Origin of the sequence: Nonomuraea sediminis (assembly GCF_018531495.1) — a bacterium.
GTDB lineage: Bacteria > Actinomycetota > Actinomycetes > Streptosporangiales > Streptosporangiaceae > Nonomuraea > Nonomuraea sediminis.
Window position 1 is genome coordinate 363,568 of record NZ_JAHDTI010000012.1, and the last position, 16,141, is coordinate 379,708.

Sequence of the window (16,141 nt, forward strand, 5' to 3'; positions counted from 1 at the left end):
CACGCATTCGACTCCCTTTTCAAGCTACTCCCGGTAGACTGGTACGCCCGTACCACTTTTGGAGTGCACCACCCATGGCCTGGATCCTGCTCGCCTTCGCCATCGCCACGGAGATCCTGGCGACCTCCGCACTCAAACTCAGCGACGGCCTGACCAGCCTGCCCTGGTCCATCGTGACCACCACCGGCTACATCGCCTCGTTCGTGCTGCTGGCCCGCGCCCTGAAACTCCAGCTCGACATGGGCACCGCCTACGCCGTATGGTCGGGCGTCGGCACCGCCGCCATCGCCCTGATCGGCTTCCTGTTCATGGGGGAGAGCCTGACCCCCCTCAAGATCGGCGGCATCCTGCTCATCATCGGCGGCGTCATCGTCCTGAACCTGGCAGGTGCCCATTGACCGACACCACCCCGCACGAGACACGCCCGCCACAGGAACGCGGCCGGCGACGCCGCGCCGCGCTGCTGGAAGCGGCCGTCGACCTGCTGACCGAGGGCGGGTTCGCCGCCGTCAGCCACCGCGCCGTCGCCCAGCGCGCCGGCCTGCCACTGGCGGCCACCACCTACTACTTCGCCTCCCGCGACCAGCTGCTGTCAGAGGCCTTCGCCCAGCTCGTCGACGACGAACTGGCCGCCACCCGCACCCTCATCACCCGCCACGGCCTGACCCACCTGGCCGCCTACATGGCCCCCGACCGCAACCGCCAGCTCGGCCTGTGGGAGCTGTACGTGCACGCCGGCCGCGACCCCGCCCTGCAGCAGATCGCCCGCCGCTGGACCGACGGCTGCGTGGCCACCGTCGCCGACGCCCTCGGCCTGCCCCCCGACGACCCCCGCGCCCGCCTGCTCTACACCACCATCAGCGCCCTGTGGCTGGAACACGTCGTCGAGCAACGCCCCCTGCAGCAATCCCAGGCACTCCTCGAAGCCGCCCTGAAAATGTGTTCACACCCCCAATAACCGATCACTACACTGCGGACGTGCTCAAACCCACCTACCCGATCATCACCCAGCGGCTCGTCCTGCGCCCCTTCACCCCCGACGATCTGCACTCCCTGCACGCCTACGTATCCCGCCCCGACGTCACCCGCTACCTGTACTGGGACCCCCGCGACCTCGACGCCGCCCGCACCGACCTGGACAAGAAGATCACCCGCGTCGCGCTGCACGACGAAGGCGACGCCATCGACCTGGCCATCACCCTGCGCGACAGCGGCGCCCTCATCGGCAACACCATGCTCGTCTGGACCAGCAAGCACAACCGCCAGGGCGAGGTCGGCTACATCCTGCACCCCGACCACCACGGCCACGGCTACGCCGCCGAAGCCTCCCGCGAGATGCTCCGCCTCGGCTTCGACGGCCTGGACCTGCACCGCATCGTCGGCCGCCTGGACGCCCGCAACGCCGCCTCGGCCCGCGTCCTGGAAAAACTCGGCATGCGCCGCGAAGCCCTCTTCGTGGACAACGAGTTCGTCAAGGGGGAGTGGGCCTCCGAACTCGACTACGCCATCCTGCGCAGCGAATGGGACGCCACCACGTGAGCATCCTGCACCTGGCCCTGGCCGCCGACTGGCAGGCGGCCCGGCCCACGGGCCACTACACGATCTCCACCCTCGGCCGCACCCTGCAGCAGGTGGGCTTCATCCACTGCAGCCGCGACCGCGCCCAGCTCGACCAGGTCGCCACCACCTTCTACAGCCACGTGAGCGACCCGCTGCTGATCCTGGAGATCGACCCCGCCGGGCTGGACGTCCGCCTCGAAGGCGGCTTCCCCCACCTGTACGGGCCGCTACCGGTCGGCGCGGTCACCGCCGTGCACCCCTACGCGCACAGCACCCGCTGAATCCGGCCCGCCGCGAACCACAACCCGGCCACCGTCATCACCCCCAGATAAACGGCATGGCCGGCCAGCGCCCATGACGGCTGCCCCAACGCCAGCCCCCGCACCAGCTCCACCGCGTGATACAGCGGCGTGGCCACCACCACCGCCTCCAGCACCGGCGGATAGTCACCCACCGGGGCAAAAGTGCCGGAGAACAGGAACAGCGAGAACTGCGCCGCGTTCAGCAGGTCGAAATCCTGCCAGCCGCGCAGCAGCGTCGACATCGCCATCCCCGCCGCGCCGAAGGCCAACCCCACCAGCATCGTCGCGGGAAAGGCCGCCAGCGCCCACACCGGCTCGGCCAGCCCCAGCGCCACCATCACCGCCAAGAACGCCGCGGTGTAGAACGAGCTGCGGATCATCGCCCAGCTCAGCTCGCCCACCGCCACCTCCACCGGCCGCACCGGCGTGGCCAGGATCGCCTCGAAGGTCTTGGCGTACTTCATCTTGAAGAAGAAGTTGAACGTCGTTTCGGCCAGCGCCCCGTTCATCGCCGAGGCCGCCAGCATCGCCGGCGCCACGAACACCGCATACGACACCACCTGCCCATCGCCCAGCGGGATGCGCCCCACCAGAGCGCCCACCCCCACCCCGATCGACAGCAGGTACAGCAGCGGCTCGAAGAACCCCGACACCAGAACCAGCCAGTAGGACGCCCCCGAACGCAACGCCCCCACATTGCGGCCGACCACCGCACCCACCCGGCCCGCCGACACGTGCCGGACCACCGCAACAGTCACCATCGCCTAGTCCTGAAGTCGTCTACGGAACGCCCACCCGGCCCACCACATCCCGGCCAGCGCGAACACCACCAGATACCCCACGTGCGCCCACCACGGCCACGGCGGAGCCGCCCCCATCGTCGCCGCCCGGCACAACGCCACCCCATGCCACAACGGCGAGGCGTACGCCAGCGGCCGCACCAGCGCCGGCAACTGCTCCACCGGGAAGAACACCCCCGCGAACAACGTCGAGGGGATCATCACGAACCGAAACAGCAGCGCGAAATAGCTGTCATGGTCGATCGTCGCGGAGAACGCCGTCACCGGAGCCGCCACCGACAGCGCGAGCAACCCCGCCACCAGCGGCGTCACCAGCGCCCACGGCGAACCCAGCACCCCGAAGGCCGCCACGATCGCCAGGAACACCAGCACCGCCACCTCGATGCGGAACACGATGTACAGCAACCAGCCGCCGATCATGTCCCGCACCGACACCCGCGTGGCGTACATCGCGTGCGCGCCCCGCGTCCACTTGAACTCGCCCAGCACGCTGTAGGTGCACTCACCCACCGCCATCTGGAACGCCGTCGCCGCCAGCACCCCCGGCACGATCCACGCCACGTACGGCACGCCCTGCACCGTGCCCACGTAACCGCCCAGCCCCAGCCCGATACTGGCCAGGAACAACACCGGCAGCACGAACGAGGAGAACAGCGAGGCCCGCCACAACCGCTTGTACAACGTCAGGTGCCGCTCCAGCACCGCGACCGTCGGATGCGCCATCAGTCCACCAACGTCCGGCCGGTCAGATGCAGGAACACATCCTCCAGCGACGAGCGGCGCACCAGCACGCTCGAGGGCACCAGCTCCCGCCGGTGCACCTCCGACACCGCCGCGTCGCCGTCCTTGGCATACAGCAGGATCCGGTCGGGCAGCACATCCACCCGATCACCCACCCCGCCCAGCTTGCCGACGAACCCGGAAAGCGCCTCATCGCCGAACCGCAGCTCCACCACCTCGGGGGAGGAGTATTCGGCGATCAGATCCCGCGGCGAACCCTCGGCCACGATCCGCCCGCCGTCCATCACCACCAGCCGATCGCACAACTGCTCGGCCTCGTCCATGTAGTGCGTGGTCAGCACCAGCGTCTTGCCCCGCTGCTTGAGCCGGAACAACCGCTCCCACAACAGGTGACGCGCCTGCGGATCCAGACCCGTCGTCGGCTCGTCCAGCAGCACCAGATCAGGGTCGTTGATCATCGCCCGCGCGATCGTCAGCCGCCGCTTCATCCCGCCCGACAACGGCTCCACCTTGCTGGAGGCCTTGTCGGTCAGCTGCGCGAACTCCAGCATCTCCTGCGCCTTCTCACGCGCCTGCGCCCGGGAGATCCCGAAATACCGCGCATACGTGGTGAGGTTCTCCCGCACCGTCAGATCGGGATCCAGGTTGTCCAGCTGCGGGCACACCCCCAGCCGCGACCGGATCCGCGGCCCGTCCTTGACCGGGTCGAGCCCCAGGATCCGCAGCTCACCGGCCGACGGCAGCGACACGCACGCCACCATCCGCATCGTGGAGGACTTACCCGCCCCGTTGGGCCCCAGAAAGCCGAACGCCTCACCCGGAGCCACCTCCAGGTCGATCCCGTCGACCGCGGTGAAGTCGCCGAAGCGCTTCACCAAGCCACGCGCATAGATAAGAGGTTGCTCACCAGACACGACGTCAGACCATAACCAACGCCACCGACACTTCCGCAACCGATTAAATAGCGGCCATGGACCCGCGCTCAGCCGCCCGCCGCTTCGCCGACACCTGGCAACACGGCTGGACCCACCACGACGTCGAGGCCATCCTCACCCTCTACGCCGACGACGCCGTGCACACCTCCATGCCGTTCCGGCCACCCCACCGCGGCAAACACGCCATCGCCGACTACATCCGCTGGTCCTTCGAAGACGAGACCGACCCGCACGTCACCTTCGCCACGCCGCTGGTCGACGGCGACAGAGCCGCCATCGAATTCCGCGTCACCACCGCCGCCGGCGACCTGGCCGGCTGCGTGTTCGTCCGCTTCGACGCCGACGGCCTGGCCGTCGACACCCGCGACTACTGGCACACCGGCCAGGACTAACGCGCGGACGGCACCCGCGTCGGCAACTGCGGCGCCTGGCCCACCCGGACCGGCTGCTGCGGAGCCTGCTGCACCGGCTGAGGCACCGGAGCCGGGGGAGTGGCCACCTGCTGCACCTGCTGCTGCGTACGCTCCGCCGGAGCCGCGCACCTGCAGTAGCCGTTCGTCACGATCAGCCGCCCCCGCATGGCCGTGTAGGCCTCACGCCCGGAGCCCGGCAGGACCCCCTGGCACACCGGGCATAACACCGACTGGTTCCCCACGTCCCGCTCCTCTCGCGGTGGTACAGCAGAATCCCACCCTAAATCCCCACATCGCGTCGCGGTCACGGAATCAACAGGCCGTCAAAACACCCGTCAACCGCCGCGGCCCCCGCACCCGCGATCCAGCCCTAGCACGGTACACGGGCCCCCGCGGCCCGCCGCGCCCGGGGTGGCGGCGGCCCGCCGTACCTGCGAAAACACCACAGACAGACAGTCCAAACTGAACAGCCCAGACTGAAGGATCTAGCGTGGGACCCATGGAACACCCCACGTCCGCCTCCGCCGTCCAAGCGGCACGCGACGTGCGCGTGGTCTTCAGCCGCCTGCGCCGCCGCCTGCGCGAAGCCCACGACACCCGCGAACTCACCCCCTCACAAACCGCCGTCCTCAGCAGACTCGACAAAGACGGCCCCGCCTCCACCAGCGACCTGGCCGCCGCAGAACGCGTCCGACCCCAATCCATGGCCGCCACCCTCGCCGCCCTCGACGAACGCGGCCTCATCCAACGCCACCCCGACCCCGCCGACGGCCGCCGCCAGCTCATCAGCCTCAGCCCCGCCGCCCGCACCTTCATCGACGACAACCGCCAGGCACGCGAAGAATGGCTCGCCCGCGCCATGCACGACCACTTCACAGAAGACGAACGCCAAACCGTCATCCACGCCATGACCCTGCTCGACAAACTCACCCGACCGTGATGGACCGCAGGACACCTCCGCCCTCCTGGCCACCCTCAACCCGTGACCCCGGTACGGGGGAGCGCGCACCCGGGGTCATGGGGTGATTGCCGGTTCTCATATCGTTTCTCCCCTCGTGTCGTCCGGAGATGGGCCTGGACACCCGGCCCGGTGGGGCTAGACCCACTTCAGCACCTCAACGGCCGATAACGAGCCCCACACGGTGCACAGTGGAGCCGAACCGGCCAAAGAACAAGAAGCAAGAAGGAAGAACAATGCGACAGCTGATGGCGAGCGTCTTCGTAGGCTTCGCACGAGCGTGCGTAGTAGTGGCCGTCAGCATGCTGGTCCCGGCCGTCTGGGCCGCCGCCGCGGCCCTGTGGATCTGGTGGTGGAACGCAACCCCCTGGACCTGGACAGCGCCACTCCTGTGGGCCTCCATCGCCACACTCGCCCTGACCCGCCCGGTATGCCGCATGACCCGCGCCCTCGTCGCCCGATGGACAGGCACCGTCATCCCCGCCGGATACCGGCAAGCCGGACCCGTCACCCAACTGTCCACCGGCTACTGGTGGAACGGCTACTCCTACGAACGCACCAGCCGCGACGCCCGCAAGGACCAGAGGATGCGCATCTGGTGGAGCGACCCCGCCACCTGGCGCGACCTGCGCTTCATCGTCATCGCACCCCTCACCATGGGCATCACCGCCGCCATCCCGCTCGCCGGCGCAGCCACCGCGATCCTCGCCTTCACCCACGCGGCGCCACTCATCGGACTGCTCGGCCTGATCGTCGCCATCGCCGCCTCCCCGTACGGCTGGCGCCCCATCGAACCCGTCGCCGTCCGCTTCCTGCGCGCCTCGCCCGCGATGGCCCTCGCCGAACGAGTGCGGGAGCTGACAGCCCAGCACGCGGACACCACCATCGCCCAAGCCGCCGAAATCCGACGCATCGAACGCGACCTCCACGACGGAGCACAAGCCCGCCTGGTCGCGCTCGGCCTCTCCCTGGCGACCGCGGAAAAACTCATGGAAACCCACCCCGACCAGGCCAAGGCGCTCATGCGCGAAGCCCGAATCGGCGCCACCACCTCCCTGACCGAACTCCGCGACCTGGTCAGAGGCATCAGCCCACCCGTGCTGAACGAACGAGGACTCATCGACGCCGTCCGCGCCCTCGCCCTGGACAGCCCCCTCGAAGCAACCGTCAACACCGACCTCCGGCTACGCCTGGACCCGCCCATCGAGTCCGCCATGTACTTCGGAGTCGCCGAACTACTCACCAACGCCGTCAAACACGCCCACGCCACCCAGGCACTCATCTCCATCGCCCGCGACGACACCGGCATCGCCGTCGAAGTCGAAGACAACGGCAGGGGAGGGGCCGACCCCAGAACCGGCGGCGGACTCGACGGACTACGCCGCCGCCTCGCCGCCTTCGACGGCACCCTGGAGATCACCAGCCCGGCAGGCGGCCCGACCCGTGTCAGGATGGCAGTGCCATGCGAATCGTAGTAGCCGAAGACCTCTACCTCCTGCGCGACGGACTCGTCCGCCTCCTGCAGGCCTACGGACACCAGGTGGTCGCGACCGCGTCCACCGGACCCGAAACGCTCGACGCCCTGCTCACATGGCAGCCCGACGTGTCCATCGTCGACGTCCGCATGCCACCCACCCAGTCCGACGAAGGCCTGCGAGCGGCACTCGCCGCCCGCAAGGAACTACCCGGACTGCCCATCCTGATCCTCTCCCAGCACGTCGAACAGCTCTACGCCCGCGAACTCCTGGCCGACGGCGCAGGCGGCATCGGCTACTTCCTCAAGGACAGCGTGTTCGACGCCGACCAGTTCGTCGACGCCCTGGAACGCGTCGCCGCCGGCGGCACCGCCATGGACCCGGCCGTCATCGCCAAACTCCTGTCCAGCGGGAGCTCCAACCGGCGCCTGGACCGGCTCACCGAACGCGAACACGCCGTGCTCAGCCTCATGGCGGAAGGACTGTCCAACCAGGCCATCGGCCAGCGGCTGTTCCTCAGCGAAAGCGCCATCAGCAAATACACCACGTCGCTGTTCGGCAAACTCGGCATCATCGACGACGACAGCAACAACCGCCGCGTCCTGGCCGTCCTCGCCTACCTGAACAGCCCCTGACGGCCGCCGCCGGGGGAGAGGCCCGCCGTACGAGGGCGCCGACGACCCCGCATCACATCCCACCGACCCGGCGCCAGGAGGCCCCGGATCACGGATAGTGTGCCCGCCATCGCCGACCGTCACCGACAGCGTCCGCGCGCGACGCGCCCGAGTCCATCGGCGATCGTGAAATCGCACGATCGTGAAGGGGTCACGGGCGCCTATGCCGCATCGCCTGACCCGCCTCGTCCGATCGGCGATCGCCGATGCGTATGGCCTCAGACAGCTGGGCACGAGTTCGGGTCGCAGCTGGTGCGTGATGGGGAAGTGTGCCGCCAAGGGTCCGCCGCCTCTCAGCGTGTCTACTTGACATAATGTTCATTATCAAGCAACCGGACATGCCCGAGAATAAGCGGATAGATCTACAAGCGAGCTGTACCATCCCACGCATGGCCCTCGCAGAAGAAAGCGCGAGCATCAGCCCCGAGATCATCGTCATCGCGTTCGTGCTGATCGTCCTCGCAGCGCTGATCGCCATCACCGTCTACCTCGCCACCCGGCGCCGGCCTGCACCACCCATGCAGCCCATCGCGCCCATCCGACTCGCACCCGAACTCGAACACGAGCTACGCCACCTCATCGCCCAACGGCAACTCATCCACGCCATCAAGACCCTCCGCCAGCACACCGGCCTCGATCTCAGAACCGCCAAGAACATCGTCGACGCCATGGCCGCAGGCCACGACCTCACCGGTCACCCTCACATCAGGCCACCGATGCAGGCCGACCTGGCCACCCGCGTACGCGAACTCCTCCAGGCCGGCCGTACCGAACAAGCGATCTTCCTCGTCCGCGGCGAGACCGGCATGGACGCCCAAGCGGCCGAACGCTTCGTCGCCAGCCTCTGACCCGCCTGCCGGCACCATGTGCCACAACCCCTGAACACCGTCGCTTGAGCGATCGCTTAATATCCGCATATCGTGTGATTTAAGCAGTCGCTCAAAACCGGCGGAGGGGCGCGTGCCTGACTGGACCTATCAGCCACTACGCGGCATCGCCGCCACCCTCCTCGGCCTCCACCGATCACAGCGCGCAGCGTTACGGACCCTCGCCTGGACCGCATCCCTACCCGGCGGACAACAGGCCATCAGATGCCTCCTCGGACACCCGCAGCCCCCACAACACCTCCAAGGAACCATCAACGGCATCCACCTCCACAGCCGCCTCGGAGCCACCGTCCCACCCCGAGCCGCCCGCGACGCCGTACGAGCGCTACCGCCCCTCGGAGCAGGCCTGATCCTCATCGAACCCGTCGAACCCGCCGACATACCCCTCGTCCGCGACGCAGCAGCCATCAGCCCGGTACCAGTACTCGCACGCACCCACGACCCAGCCGTAGCCACCGCCCTGACCCCCCACGTAACCGCAGTCCTCACGCCTCCCACCCCAGGGCACGCACCGGAACCCGCACATGCTCACCCGAGCCACGCCCCCGAGCCTGCACCTCGCACGGATGCGCTCCAGGGGCGTGAACCGACGTTCGCGCCACCTACGGATGCGCCCCTACCGCGAGGCTTGGAGATCGCGCCACGTGTGGACGCGCTCCCAGGGCGAGGCTTGGACGTCGCGCCACGTGTGGATGGGCCACTACCGCGAGGCTTGGAGGCCGGGCCGCAGGTGGATGGGGTGTCGGGGCGTGGCTGGGTGTCAGGGGTTGGCGTGGGTGGTGGCTTCGGGGCGGATGTCGGAGCGGGCGTGGGGCGGGAGCTTGAGGCGGTGACTCGGGTGGGCGGGTGCTCGGGCATCGTTCGGGTCGTTTCGCCGAGTGTGCGGCGGGCTGTGCGGAGTCTGGGCGAGCCGGGGGTGATGGTGGTTGCTACGCCGGGAGTGCTGGTTGAGGCGGGGCCCGGGTGGTTCGGGCGGGTGATGGAGGCGGCTACGGCCACCGCGGGTGCCGCACCGGCTTTGGCCACCGCGGGTGCTGCGCCGGGCGCGGTCGGGTGGGATCCGCGGCGGTGGGTCGGGTGGTGGTGGGCGATGGTGAGCGGAGTCGTCATCGCCGTCGCGGGGGTCGTGGCCGCCGCGGTGGCGCTTGGGCCCGTGCTGCTCTGGTACGACCGCGACTACCTCGGCATGGACACCAGCGCGTTGCACTCCCTGAACCACCACCTAGTGCACTTCCTGCGGCACGACCGGATCACGCTGGCAGGCACGATGACCGCGATCGGCATCCTGTACGCCGGGCTCGCCGTGGGAGGCATGCGCCGCAGGTGGCCGTGGGCGCGGCGGGCGTACCTGGTCTCCGGGGCGACCGGGTTCGCCGCCGTGCTCTACCTGTTCGTCCACGGCTACCTGGAGCCGCTGCACCTGGCGCTGGCGGCGATGCTGCTTCCCCTGTTCGCCGCCGCGGTCCTGCGGCCGGCGGAGCGGCCCGGCTGGACGTCGTCACCGGAAGGGCCCGAGCGCGAGCGTCGCCGGGCGCTGACCGGGCAGCTGCTGATGGTGGTCACCGGGTTCGGGCTGCTGGTCGGTGGTGTGGGCGTGTCGGTGGTCGGGCTCACGGGGGTTTTCGTGCACGCCGATCTGGAGTTCCTGGCGACGGATCCGGGGGTGCTGCGGGCGGCCAATGGGCGGCTGCTGCCGTTCATCGCGCATGACAGGGCCGGGTTCGGCGGGGCGCTGCTGGCGGCGGGCTTGGCGATCATGTTGTTGAGCGCTTGGGGGTGGCGGCGTGGCGAGGCCTGGGTGTGGTGGACGCTGGCCTCGGCGGCCGTCACCGGGTTCGTGCCCGCGGTGGCCACTCACCTGTCCATCGGGTATGTCGATCTCGGGCATCTGGCGCCCGTGCTGCTCGGGATCGTGCTCAGCGTGACGTCGTTGACGTTGTCGCGGCCGTTTCTGTGTGCCCGGTGACGACTGGGTCCCCTACAGTCGACATTCGACCACTTTCATACTCATACCGGACAGAAGGTGGGTTCTGTTTGGTATGGGATTTATGGTTCATTGGTGCGTTTTGGCGACATGTTCGCAGGGCGTCTCCCCTGTGCTCGATGATCGTTTTGCTCGCCGTACAGGTCCCGGGCGCCGACCGTCGCCGTACACCCTCTCGCCGACCCGGCGTCTGGGGAACCCCACCGGGGTACAGCGGCGTCCTCCCGCAGAGCCTGGCGCGCGCCCTCTTCAGCGTCAGCGCGCAAGCCCCTCCCCCAGAGGTCCTCGTAGCCATCGCGGAAAATCCAACGAACTGGGCGAGATGTTCAAGGTCGTCGAGCGCGAACCCAGTCGCGGTTCTCGCGCACGACGGTGAACCCGGCCGATCGGTAGAGCGCCACCGCGGCTTCGTTGGTGGATGGTGTCGCGACGGCGACCGCGCCGGCACCGCGATGGGCCAGAGCGGCGCACGCGCCCAGTACGGCATCGCGTCCGTAGCCGTGCCCGCGGTGGTCCGGATGGGTGCCGACCGGTTCGAGCAGTCCGCATCTGCCCGCGCCGGCGAACCATCCGGTCGCGGCGGCTGCGGGCTCCCCCGCCGGCGTGCGGACGAGTGTCTCCATGGCCAGTGGGCCTGCCGGTGACTGCTTCATCGTGTGCCAGCGTTCGACGGTGAACGTGGATCCTGTGAAGGCGGAGCGCTGCACCAGTACCCGGTCGGCCGCATCGGCCTCGCCGACCGGCTCGGCGCGGGTCGACACCGGCTGCGGGGTCCAGGACATGACGAGCCAGGTCTCCTTCTGCTCGGGTTCCCACCCGGGGATGGGGAGGCCGTCGGACCAGTCATTGCCGGGTTGGAGCAGTTCCTCGGCGTCGGCTGCGAGCGCGCCGAGGTCGGCGTCGGGGGCGGTGGTCACGCGTAGCACGGGGCCGTCGAGGAAGCCGACTGCCGCCGGTACCGCTTCGTCGGTCCAGAGAAAGACGGTTGCGTCGTCGGAGCGCAGATGCCATCCCACGTCTCCGGGGTGGAGGCCGCCGCCTGGGGCGTTGGCCGGCGTCCACTCGGACAGGGCGTGCAGTGCCGGGCCGGTTTCTGCAGGGGTCAGGCGGTGTCGCGCGAGCGGGATCATGGGCGGCAGGTTAGCCAGCGCGCCGCGGTGTCTCAAAGGCTTTGAACCAGCCTCGGTCCATCAGGGGCAGCGTGTCGGCCTCGACAGGGCGAGCCGGGGCCGTCGCGGAAAACGCGTTGCCGTTGATGCTCTGGAAACGTATGGTTTTGCGCTCGTGATCGCAGTGGTGGAGCGAGTTCTGCCTGCCCGGCTGGGGACAGGTTTTCGGTGGTTGCTGGCCTCGAGCTGGCTGACGAATCTCGGTGATGGGGTCGCGGCGGCGGCGGGTCCGCTGCTGATCGCGACGTTGACGCGCGATCCGCTGATGATTTCGCTGTCGGCCTTGGTGGGTTGGGCGCCTCCGTTGTTGTTCGGCCTGTATGCGGGTGTGTTGTCGGATCGGTATGACCGGCGCAGGATCGTGCTCGTCGCGAATGTGGTGCGGGCTGTGGTGCTGGCGGCTCTGGTGGCGCTCATGGTGACCGGCACCGTGAGCGTGGTGACGGCGCTGGTGGCGCTGACGCTGCGGTCGATCGCCGAGGTGTTCGCCGACAATGCGACGGCCACGCTGACTCCCATGATGGTCGGCAAGGATGATCTGGTCATCGCCAATGCCCGGTTGGGGACGGGGTTCATCACGCTCAATCAGCTGGCGGGGCCGCCGATCGGTGCGGCGTTGTTCGGTTTGGGCTTGACGTGGCCGTTCGCGGGTCAGTTGCTTCTGGTGGTGGCGGGGATCGTGCTGGTTTCCCGGATCACGTTGCCGCCGCACGGCCGGCAGGCCGGCGATCTCGTGCCCAACACTGTTCGGGAGCTGATCGCCGGGTTCAGCTGGACCGTCAGGCATGCGGCGGTCCGTACGCTGGCGTTGACGATCTTGATCTTCAACTTCACGTTCGGTGCGGCGTGGTCGGTTCTCGTCCTCTACACCCAGGAGCAGCTCGGCCTGGGCGCCCTGGGTTTCGGTCTGATGACCACCATCGGCGGGGTCGGCGGTTTGATCGGCACCGGCTTGTACGGGGCCATCACCCGCAGGGTTAGTCTGGGCGCTCTGATGCGGATCGGGCTCATCATCGAGACGTTGACTCATCTGGGCTTGGCCCTGACCCATTCGCCGTGGGTGGCCGGTGGCATCTTCCTGGTCTTCGGTGCGCACGCGTTCATCTGGGGTACGACGTCGGTCACCGTCCGCCAGCGCGCGGTTCCGCGTGAACTGCAGGGCCGGGTGGGCAGCGTCAACACCGTCTGTGTGTATGCGGGTCTGGTGGTCGGTTCGTTGATCGGTGGTGTGCTGGCCACCCGCTTCGGTGTCGCGGCGCCTTTCTGGTTCGCCTTCGCGGGTTCGGCGGTGTTCGTGGTGCTGCTGTGGCGGCAGCTGATGCACATCGCCCACGAGGACTGACCCCGGGCCGCTCCCCCGGCCCGGGTCTGGTCTTATGCGTTGGGGGTGTGTGGCAGGACGTCGTCGTAGGTGATGTGCAGGTGGCGTGGGCCGCGTAGGGTCGCGCTGCTTCGGTATGGCGGTGGGTCGGTGACCAGGTGTGGGTTGACCAGGCGGTTGGCCATTTCGCGGAGTGCCATTTGGGCTTCGAGGCGGGCCAGTGGTGCGCCGAAGCAGGCGTGGATGCCGCCGCCGAAGCCGAGGTGCTGGATGTAGGGCCGGTCTGGGTCGAAGCGGTCGGGGTCGCGGACGTGGGCTGGGTCGCGGCTGCCCGAGGCGACGGCCAGGATGACGTTGGCGCCCTTGGGGATGGTGACGCCGGCGATGGTGATGTCGTCGATGGCGACGCGCTGTGGGATGAAGTGGACGGGTGGTTCGAAGCGTAGGAGTTCTTCGACGATGTGGATGGCGAGCTCGGGTTCCTTGCGTAGGCGTTCCAGGATGTCGGGGTTGCGCAGGAGGGTGAGCATGCCGTTGGTGATGAGGTTGACGGTGGTTTCGTGGCCGGCGATGAGCAGCAGGGAGGCCGTGGTGATGACCTCGATGTCGGTCATGGGTTTTTCTGGGCCGTCGTAGGTGACCAGTCCTGACAGGATGTCGGGGCCGGGGTTCTTGCGGTGGGCTTCGGCGAGCGTGCCGAGGTAGCCGGCGAGGCCGACGAGGGCGTTCTGGCGTCGTTTGTTGCGTTCTTCTGGGTCGCCCTCGCCTGGGCCGAGGACTTCGACGATCTCTTCTGCCCAGACGTGGAATTTGGGTTCGTCTTCGCGTGGGACGCCGAGCAGGCGGCAGATGACGGTGACGGGGTAGGGGTAGGCGATGTCGTCGACGACGTCGGCTTGGGTGCGGTCGGCGATGCCGTCGACGAGTTCGATGATGATTTTTTGGAGTTCGCCGCGCATGTTGTCGATGGTGTGGGGTGAGTGGGGTGGGCCGAAGCGGTTCATGGCGATGCGGCGCAGGCGGTCGTGGTCGGGTGGGTCGATGCCGATGAAGGAGGAGGGTATGACTTCGGCGGGTGGTTCGTTGAGGTTGCGGCGGTCGCTGCTGACGCGTGGGTCGTGGAGGAGCGCGACGATTTCCCGGTAGGTGCTGACGACGTAGCTGCCGTCTTCTTGGCGGGCTACGGGTGTTTTGCGGAGTTCTTTGTAGAGGGGGTATGGGTTGGCGCGGTTGGCGAATTGGAGTATTTGTTCGTAGATGCTTGCCGGTGCCACGAGAGTGTCCCCCCTTGTTGTTGTGCGTGGTTATTGCGGGGGGCGGACGAGTGTGACGCGGCGTTCGGCCGGGTCGTGGCCGGTGACGACGACGGTGGCGCCTTCGGCGGGTGCGATGTGCTGGGGGACGTCGGCGGGGATGGGTTGCATGTGGTCGGGTCTGTTGACCATGCGGTAGTCGGGTGGGAAGGGTGCCGCTTTTTCGATCTGGTCGCGGTAGAAGTCGAGCCACATGGCTTGGTCGAAGGTGACGGCGGCGGTGATTCTGCCTTTGTATCCGTAGACGGCGACGAAGCGGCGTTGTTCGACGGAGCCTTGGGCGATGACGATCTGGTCGGCGACGGTGGGGACGCCGACGGATTTGATGTTGGTGTGGAACTGGTTGGACCAGAACACGGGTAGCGACAGGTGGGGCCAGCGGTGGGCCTGGTCGCTGAGCATGTTGTGCGCGGCGATTTCTGCTTGGGCGACGGCGTTGCCCCAGTGTTCGAGTGCGAGGAATTGGTAGTGGTAGACGGGGTGGGGGAAGCGGGCGACGTCGCCTGCGACGAAGATGTCGTCGGTGACCAGGCCGTTGAAGTCGACGGCGCGGCAGCCGGCGTCGGTGGCGATTCCCCAGGGTCCTGCGGCCAGGCCTGAGTCCTGGAGCCATTCGACGTTGCGGATGGCGCCGAGGGCGATGACGGCCATGTCGGCGTCGATGGTGGTGCCGTCGGAGAGTGTGGCTCCGGTGAGGGTGCCGTTGCTGTGGTTGAGCTGGGTGACGGTGGTGTTGCAGCGCAGGTCGACGCCGGCTTGGCGTTGCATGTCGGCGGCGATGTTGCCGATGAATTTGCCGAGTGAGCCGGTCAGCGGTGCGGGTCCTGCTTCGATGACGGTGACGGGGACGTCGAGGTCGCGGCAGACGGAGGCGACTTCTGATCCGGTGAATCCTGCGCCGATGACCAGGACGCGCTTGACTCCGTTGGCGAGTTGGCGGTGCATGTTCTCGGCGTCGTCGAGGGTGCGCAGGACGTGGACGCCGTCGAGGTTGGCTTGGTCGGGGTACGGCCAGGGCCGGGCGCGGGTGCCGGTGGCGATGAGGACTTTGTCGAAGGGGATGGTGCGGCCGTCGGCGAGGTGGATGAGTTTGCCGGCGATGTCGAGTTTGGTGGCGGGGGTGCCGGGGAGCCATTCGGCTTCGATGTCGCGCAGGTGGGGCAGGATGGTGTGCTGGGCGGGTACGGCGCCGGTGAGGACTTGTTTGGACAGGGGTGGGCGGTCGTAGGGCTGGTGGGGTTCGTCGCCGATGAGGGTGATGGTGCCTTGGAAGCCGTCTCGGCGTAGGACGCCGGCGGCGCGGCCGCCTGCGAGGGAGGCGCCGACGATGACGATGTGGCCGGTGGTTTTGAAGTGGGTGTCGTGGTCGCTGGTGGCGTGGGCGAGTTCGGGGTCTCTGGTGCGGTGCTGGGTGGCCATGCGGTCGATGTGGATGGCTTGGACGGGGCATGCGGCGGCGGCTCGGAGGATGTGTTCGCGCTGGCTGTCGTCGGGGTCGGGGTCGTACATGAGTGCTTCCTGGCCTGGCATTTTGAAGGAGTCGGGTGCCAGGAATACGCACTGTCCGTAGCCTTGGCAGCGCGTGAGGTCGACGACAACTCTCACTGTT

General features: G+C 68.2%; 18 protein-coding genes. 11 read left to right on the forward strand and 7 right to left on the reverse strand.

Annotated elements, in window-relative coordinates; translation table 11 throughout:
- Window positions 1–74: 74 nt before the first annotated feature.
- Genes KIK09_RS41600 through KIK09_RS41615 form a run of 4 tightly spaced genes read left to right on the forward strand, consistent with a single transcriptional unit; the run spans window position 75 to window position 1,841 of the window.
- Entirely contained in the window at window positions 75–398 is a 324-nt protein-coding gene (locus KIK09_RS41600; protein WP_214325003.1) for a DMT family transporter, read from the forward strand.
- The gene (locus KIK09_RS41605) at window positions 395–958 is read left to right on the forward strand and encodes a TetR/AcrR family transcriptional regulator (protein ID WP_214325004.1); all 564 of its coding nucleotides are present in this window, start codon (window positions 395–397) and stop codon (window positions 956–958) included. Before KIK09_RS41600 ends, KIK09_RS41605 begins: the two co-directional genes overlap by 4 nt.
- 20 nt (window positions 959–978) lie before the next feature.
- Window positions 979–1,539 carry a GNAT family N-acetyltransferase gene (locus KIK09_RS41610; RefSeq protein WP_214325005.1) on the forward strand — a complete coding sequence of 187 codons (561 nt, stop codon included), beginning with the start codon at window positions 979–981 and terminating at the stop codon, window positions 1,537–1,539.
- Window positions 1,536–1,841: a DUF952 domain-containing protein gene (locus KIK09_RS41615; protein WP_308164641.1), complete on the forward strand. Its 306-nt coding sequence runs from the start codon at window positions 1,536–1,538 to the stop codon at window positions 1,839–1,841. Before KIK09_RS41610 ends, KIK09_RS41615 begins: the two co-directional genes overlap by 4 nt.
- On the opposite strand, the gene KIK09_RS41620 is transcribed toward KIK09_RS41615, so the two are convergent.
- Genes KIK09_RS41620 through KIK09_RS41630 form a run of 3 tightly spaced genes read right to left on the reverse strand, consistent with a single transcriptional unit; the run spans window position 1,820 to window position 4,278 of the window.
- Window positions 1,820–2,608, reverse strand: a complete 789-nt coding sequence (locus tag KIK09_RS41620; protein WP_308164642.1) for an ABC transporter permease — start codon at window positions 2,606–2,608, stop codon at window positions 1,820–1,822. The two genes, KIK09_RS41615 and KIK09_RS41620, sit on opposite strands and share 22 nt — an antisense overlap.
- 18 nt (window positions 2,609–2,626) lie before the next feature.
- Window positions 2,627–3,385, reverse strand: coding sequence for an ABC transporter permease (locus KIK09_RS41625; protein ID WP_214325008.1), 759 nt, complete (start codon window positions 3,383–3,385; stop codon window positions 2,627–2,629).
- A complete protein-coding gene (locus tag KIK09_RS41630; RefSeq protein ID WP_308164652.1) occupies window positions 3,385–4,278 on the reverse strand; it encodes an ABC transporter ATP-binding protein in 894 nt (297 codons plus the stop codon). The genes KIK09_RS41625 and KIK09_RS41630 overlap by 1 nt, the downstream gene beginning before the upstream one ends.
- 95 nt (window positions 4,279–4,373) lie before the next feature.
- Here KIK09_RS41630 and KIK09_RS41635 point away from each other — a divergent pair, with 95 nt between their 5' ends.
- On the forward strand, window positions 4,374–4,730 hold the full coding sequence (locus tag KIK09_RS41635) for a nuclear transport factor 2 family protein (RefSeq protein ID WP_214325010.1): 357 nt from the start codon (window positions 4,374–4,376) through the stop codon (window positions 4,728–4,730).
- Here the strand turns inward: KIK09_RS41635 and KIK09_RS41640 are convergent.
- A complete protein-coding gene (locus KIK09_RS41640) occupies window positions 4,727–4,993 on the reverse strand; it encodes a hypothetical protein (RefSeq protein ID WP_214325011.1) in 267 nt (88 codons plus the stop codon). The genes KIK09_RS41635 and KIK09_RS41640 overlap by 4 nt on opposite strands.
- 257 nt (window positions 4,994–5,250) lie before the next feature.
- Between KIK09_RS41640 and KIK09_RS41645 the strand changes: the two genes are divergently transcribed.
- The 5 genes from KIK09_RS41645 to KIK09_RS41665 all read left to right on the forward strand — a co-directional run bounded on the left by KIK09_RS41645 (window position 5,251) and on the right by KIK09_RS41665 (window position 10,711).
- Window positions 5,251–5,691: a MarR family winged helix-turn-helix transcriptional regulator gene (locus KIK09_RS41645; RefSeq protein ID WP_214325012.1), complete on the forward strand. Its 441-nt coding sequence runs from the start codon at window positions 5,251–5,253 to the stop codon at window positions 5,689–5,691.
- A gap of 254 nt (window positions 5,692–5,945) precedes the next feature.
- A complete protein-coding gene (locus KIK09_RS41650; RefSeq protein ID WP_250574599.1) occupies window positions 5,946–7,184 on the forward strand; it encodes a sensor histidine kinase in 1,239 nt (412 codons plus the stop codon).
- Window positions 7,172–7,819 (forward strand): response regulator transcription factor, encoded by a 648-nt coding sequence (locus tag KIK09_RS41655; protein WP_214325013.1) that lies wholly within the window; start codon window positions 7,172–7,174, stop codon window positions 7,817–7,819. Before KIK09_RS41650 ends, KIK09_RS41655 begins: the two co-directional genes overlap by 13 nt.
- Window positions 7,820–8,172: 353 nt before the next feature.
- Window positions 8,173–8,706: a hypothetical protein gene (locus KIK09_RS41660; RefSeq protein ID WP_214325014.1), complete on the forward strand. Its 534-nt coding sequence runs from the start codon at window positions 8,173–8,175 to the stop codon at window positions 8,704–8,706.
- 1,129 nt (window positions 8,707–9,835) lie between these two features.
- Window positions 9,836–10,711 carry a hypothetical protein gene (locus tag KIK09_RS41665; RefSeq protein WP_214325015.1) on the forward strand — a complete coding sequence of 292 codons (876 nt, stop codon included), beginning with the start codon at window positions 9,836–9,838 and terminating at the stop codon, window positions 10,709–10,711.
- Between the two features lie 344 nt (window positions 10,712–11,055).
- Here the strand turns inward: KIK09_RS41665 and KIK09_RS41670 are convergent, their stop codons facing one another.
- Window positions 11,056–11,859, reverse strand: a complete 804-nt coding sequence (locus tag KIK09_RS41670) for a GNAT family N-acetyltransferase (RefSeq protein WP_214325016.1) — start codon at window positions 11,857–11,859, stop codon at window positions 11,056–11,058.
- 154 nt (window positions 11,860–12,013) lie between these two features.
- Between KIK09_RS41670 and KIK09_RS41675 the strand changes: the two genes are divergently transcribed.
- A complete protein-coding gene (locus tag KIK09_RS41675; protein WP_214325017.1) occupies window positions 12,014–13,240 on the forward strand; it encodes an MFS transporter in 1,227 nt (408 codons plus the stop codon).
- A 32-nt stretch (window positions 13,241–13,272) separates the two neighbouring features.
- On the opposite strand, the gene KIK09_RS41680 is transcribed toward KIK09_RS41675, so the two are convergent.
- Window positions 13,273–14,493: a cytochrome P450 gene (locus KIK09_RS41680; protein ID WP_214325018.1), complete on the reverse strand. Its 1,221-nt coding sequence runs from the start codon at window positions 14,491–14,493 to the stop codon at window positions 13,273–13,275.
- A 30-nt stretch (window positions 14,494–14,523) separates the two neighbouring features.
- Window positions 14,524–16,137, reverse strand: coding sequence for an FAD-dependent oxidoreductase (locus KIK09_RS41685; RefSeq protein ID WP_308164644.1), 1,614 nt, complete (start codon window positions 16,135–16,137; stop codon window positions 14,524–14,526).
- Window positions 16,138–16,141: the final 4 nt, after the last annotated feature.

Coding starts and splice junctions, on each gene's coding strand:
- KIK09_RS41670 (WP_214325016.1), bottom strand. CDS start 11,859: ATGATCCCGCTCGCGCGACACCGCCTGACCCCTGCAGAAACCGGCCCG.
- KIK09_RS41645 (WP_214325012.1), top strand. CDS start 5,251: ATGGAACACCCCACGTCCGCCTCCGCCGTCCAAGCGGCACGCGACGTG.
- KIK09_RS41635 (WP_214325010.1), top strand. CDS start 4,374: ATGGACCCGCGCTCAGCCGCCCGCCGCTTCGCCGACACCTGGCAACAC.
- KIK09_RS41655 (WP_214325013.1), top strand. CDS start 7,172: ATGCGAATCGTAGTAGCCGAAGACCTCTACCTCCTGCGCGACGGACTC.
- KIK09_RS41625 (WP_214325008.1), bottom strand. CDS start 3,385: ATGGCGCATCCGACGGTCGCGGTGCTGGAGCGGCACCTGACGTTGTAC.
- KIK09_RS41660 (WP_214325014.1), top strand. CDS start 8,173: ATGTTCATTATCAAGCAACCGGACATGCCCGAGAATAAGCGGATAGAT.
- KIK09_RS41665 (WP_214325015.1), top strand. CDS start 9,836: ATGGTGAGCGGAGTCGTCATCGCCGTCGCGGGGGTCGTGGCCGCCGCG.
- KIK09_RS41600 (WP_214325003.1), top strand. CDS start 75: ATGGCCTGGATCCTGCTCGCCTTCGCCATCGCCACGGAGATCCTGGCG.
- KIK09_RS41650 (WP_250574599.1), top strand. CDS start 5,946: ATGCGACAGCTGATGGCGAGCGTCTTCGTAGGCTTCGCACGAGCGTGC.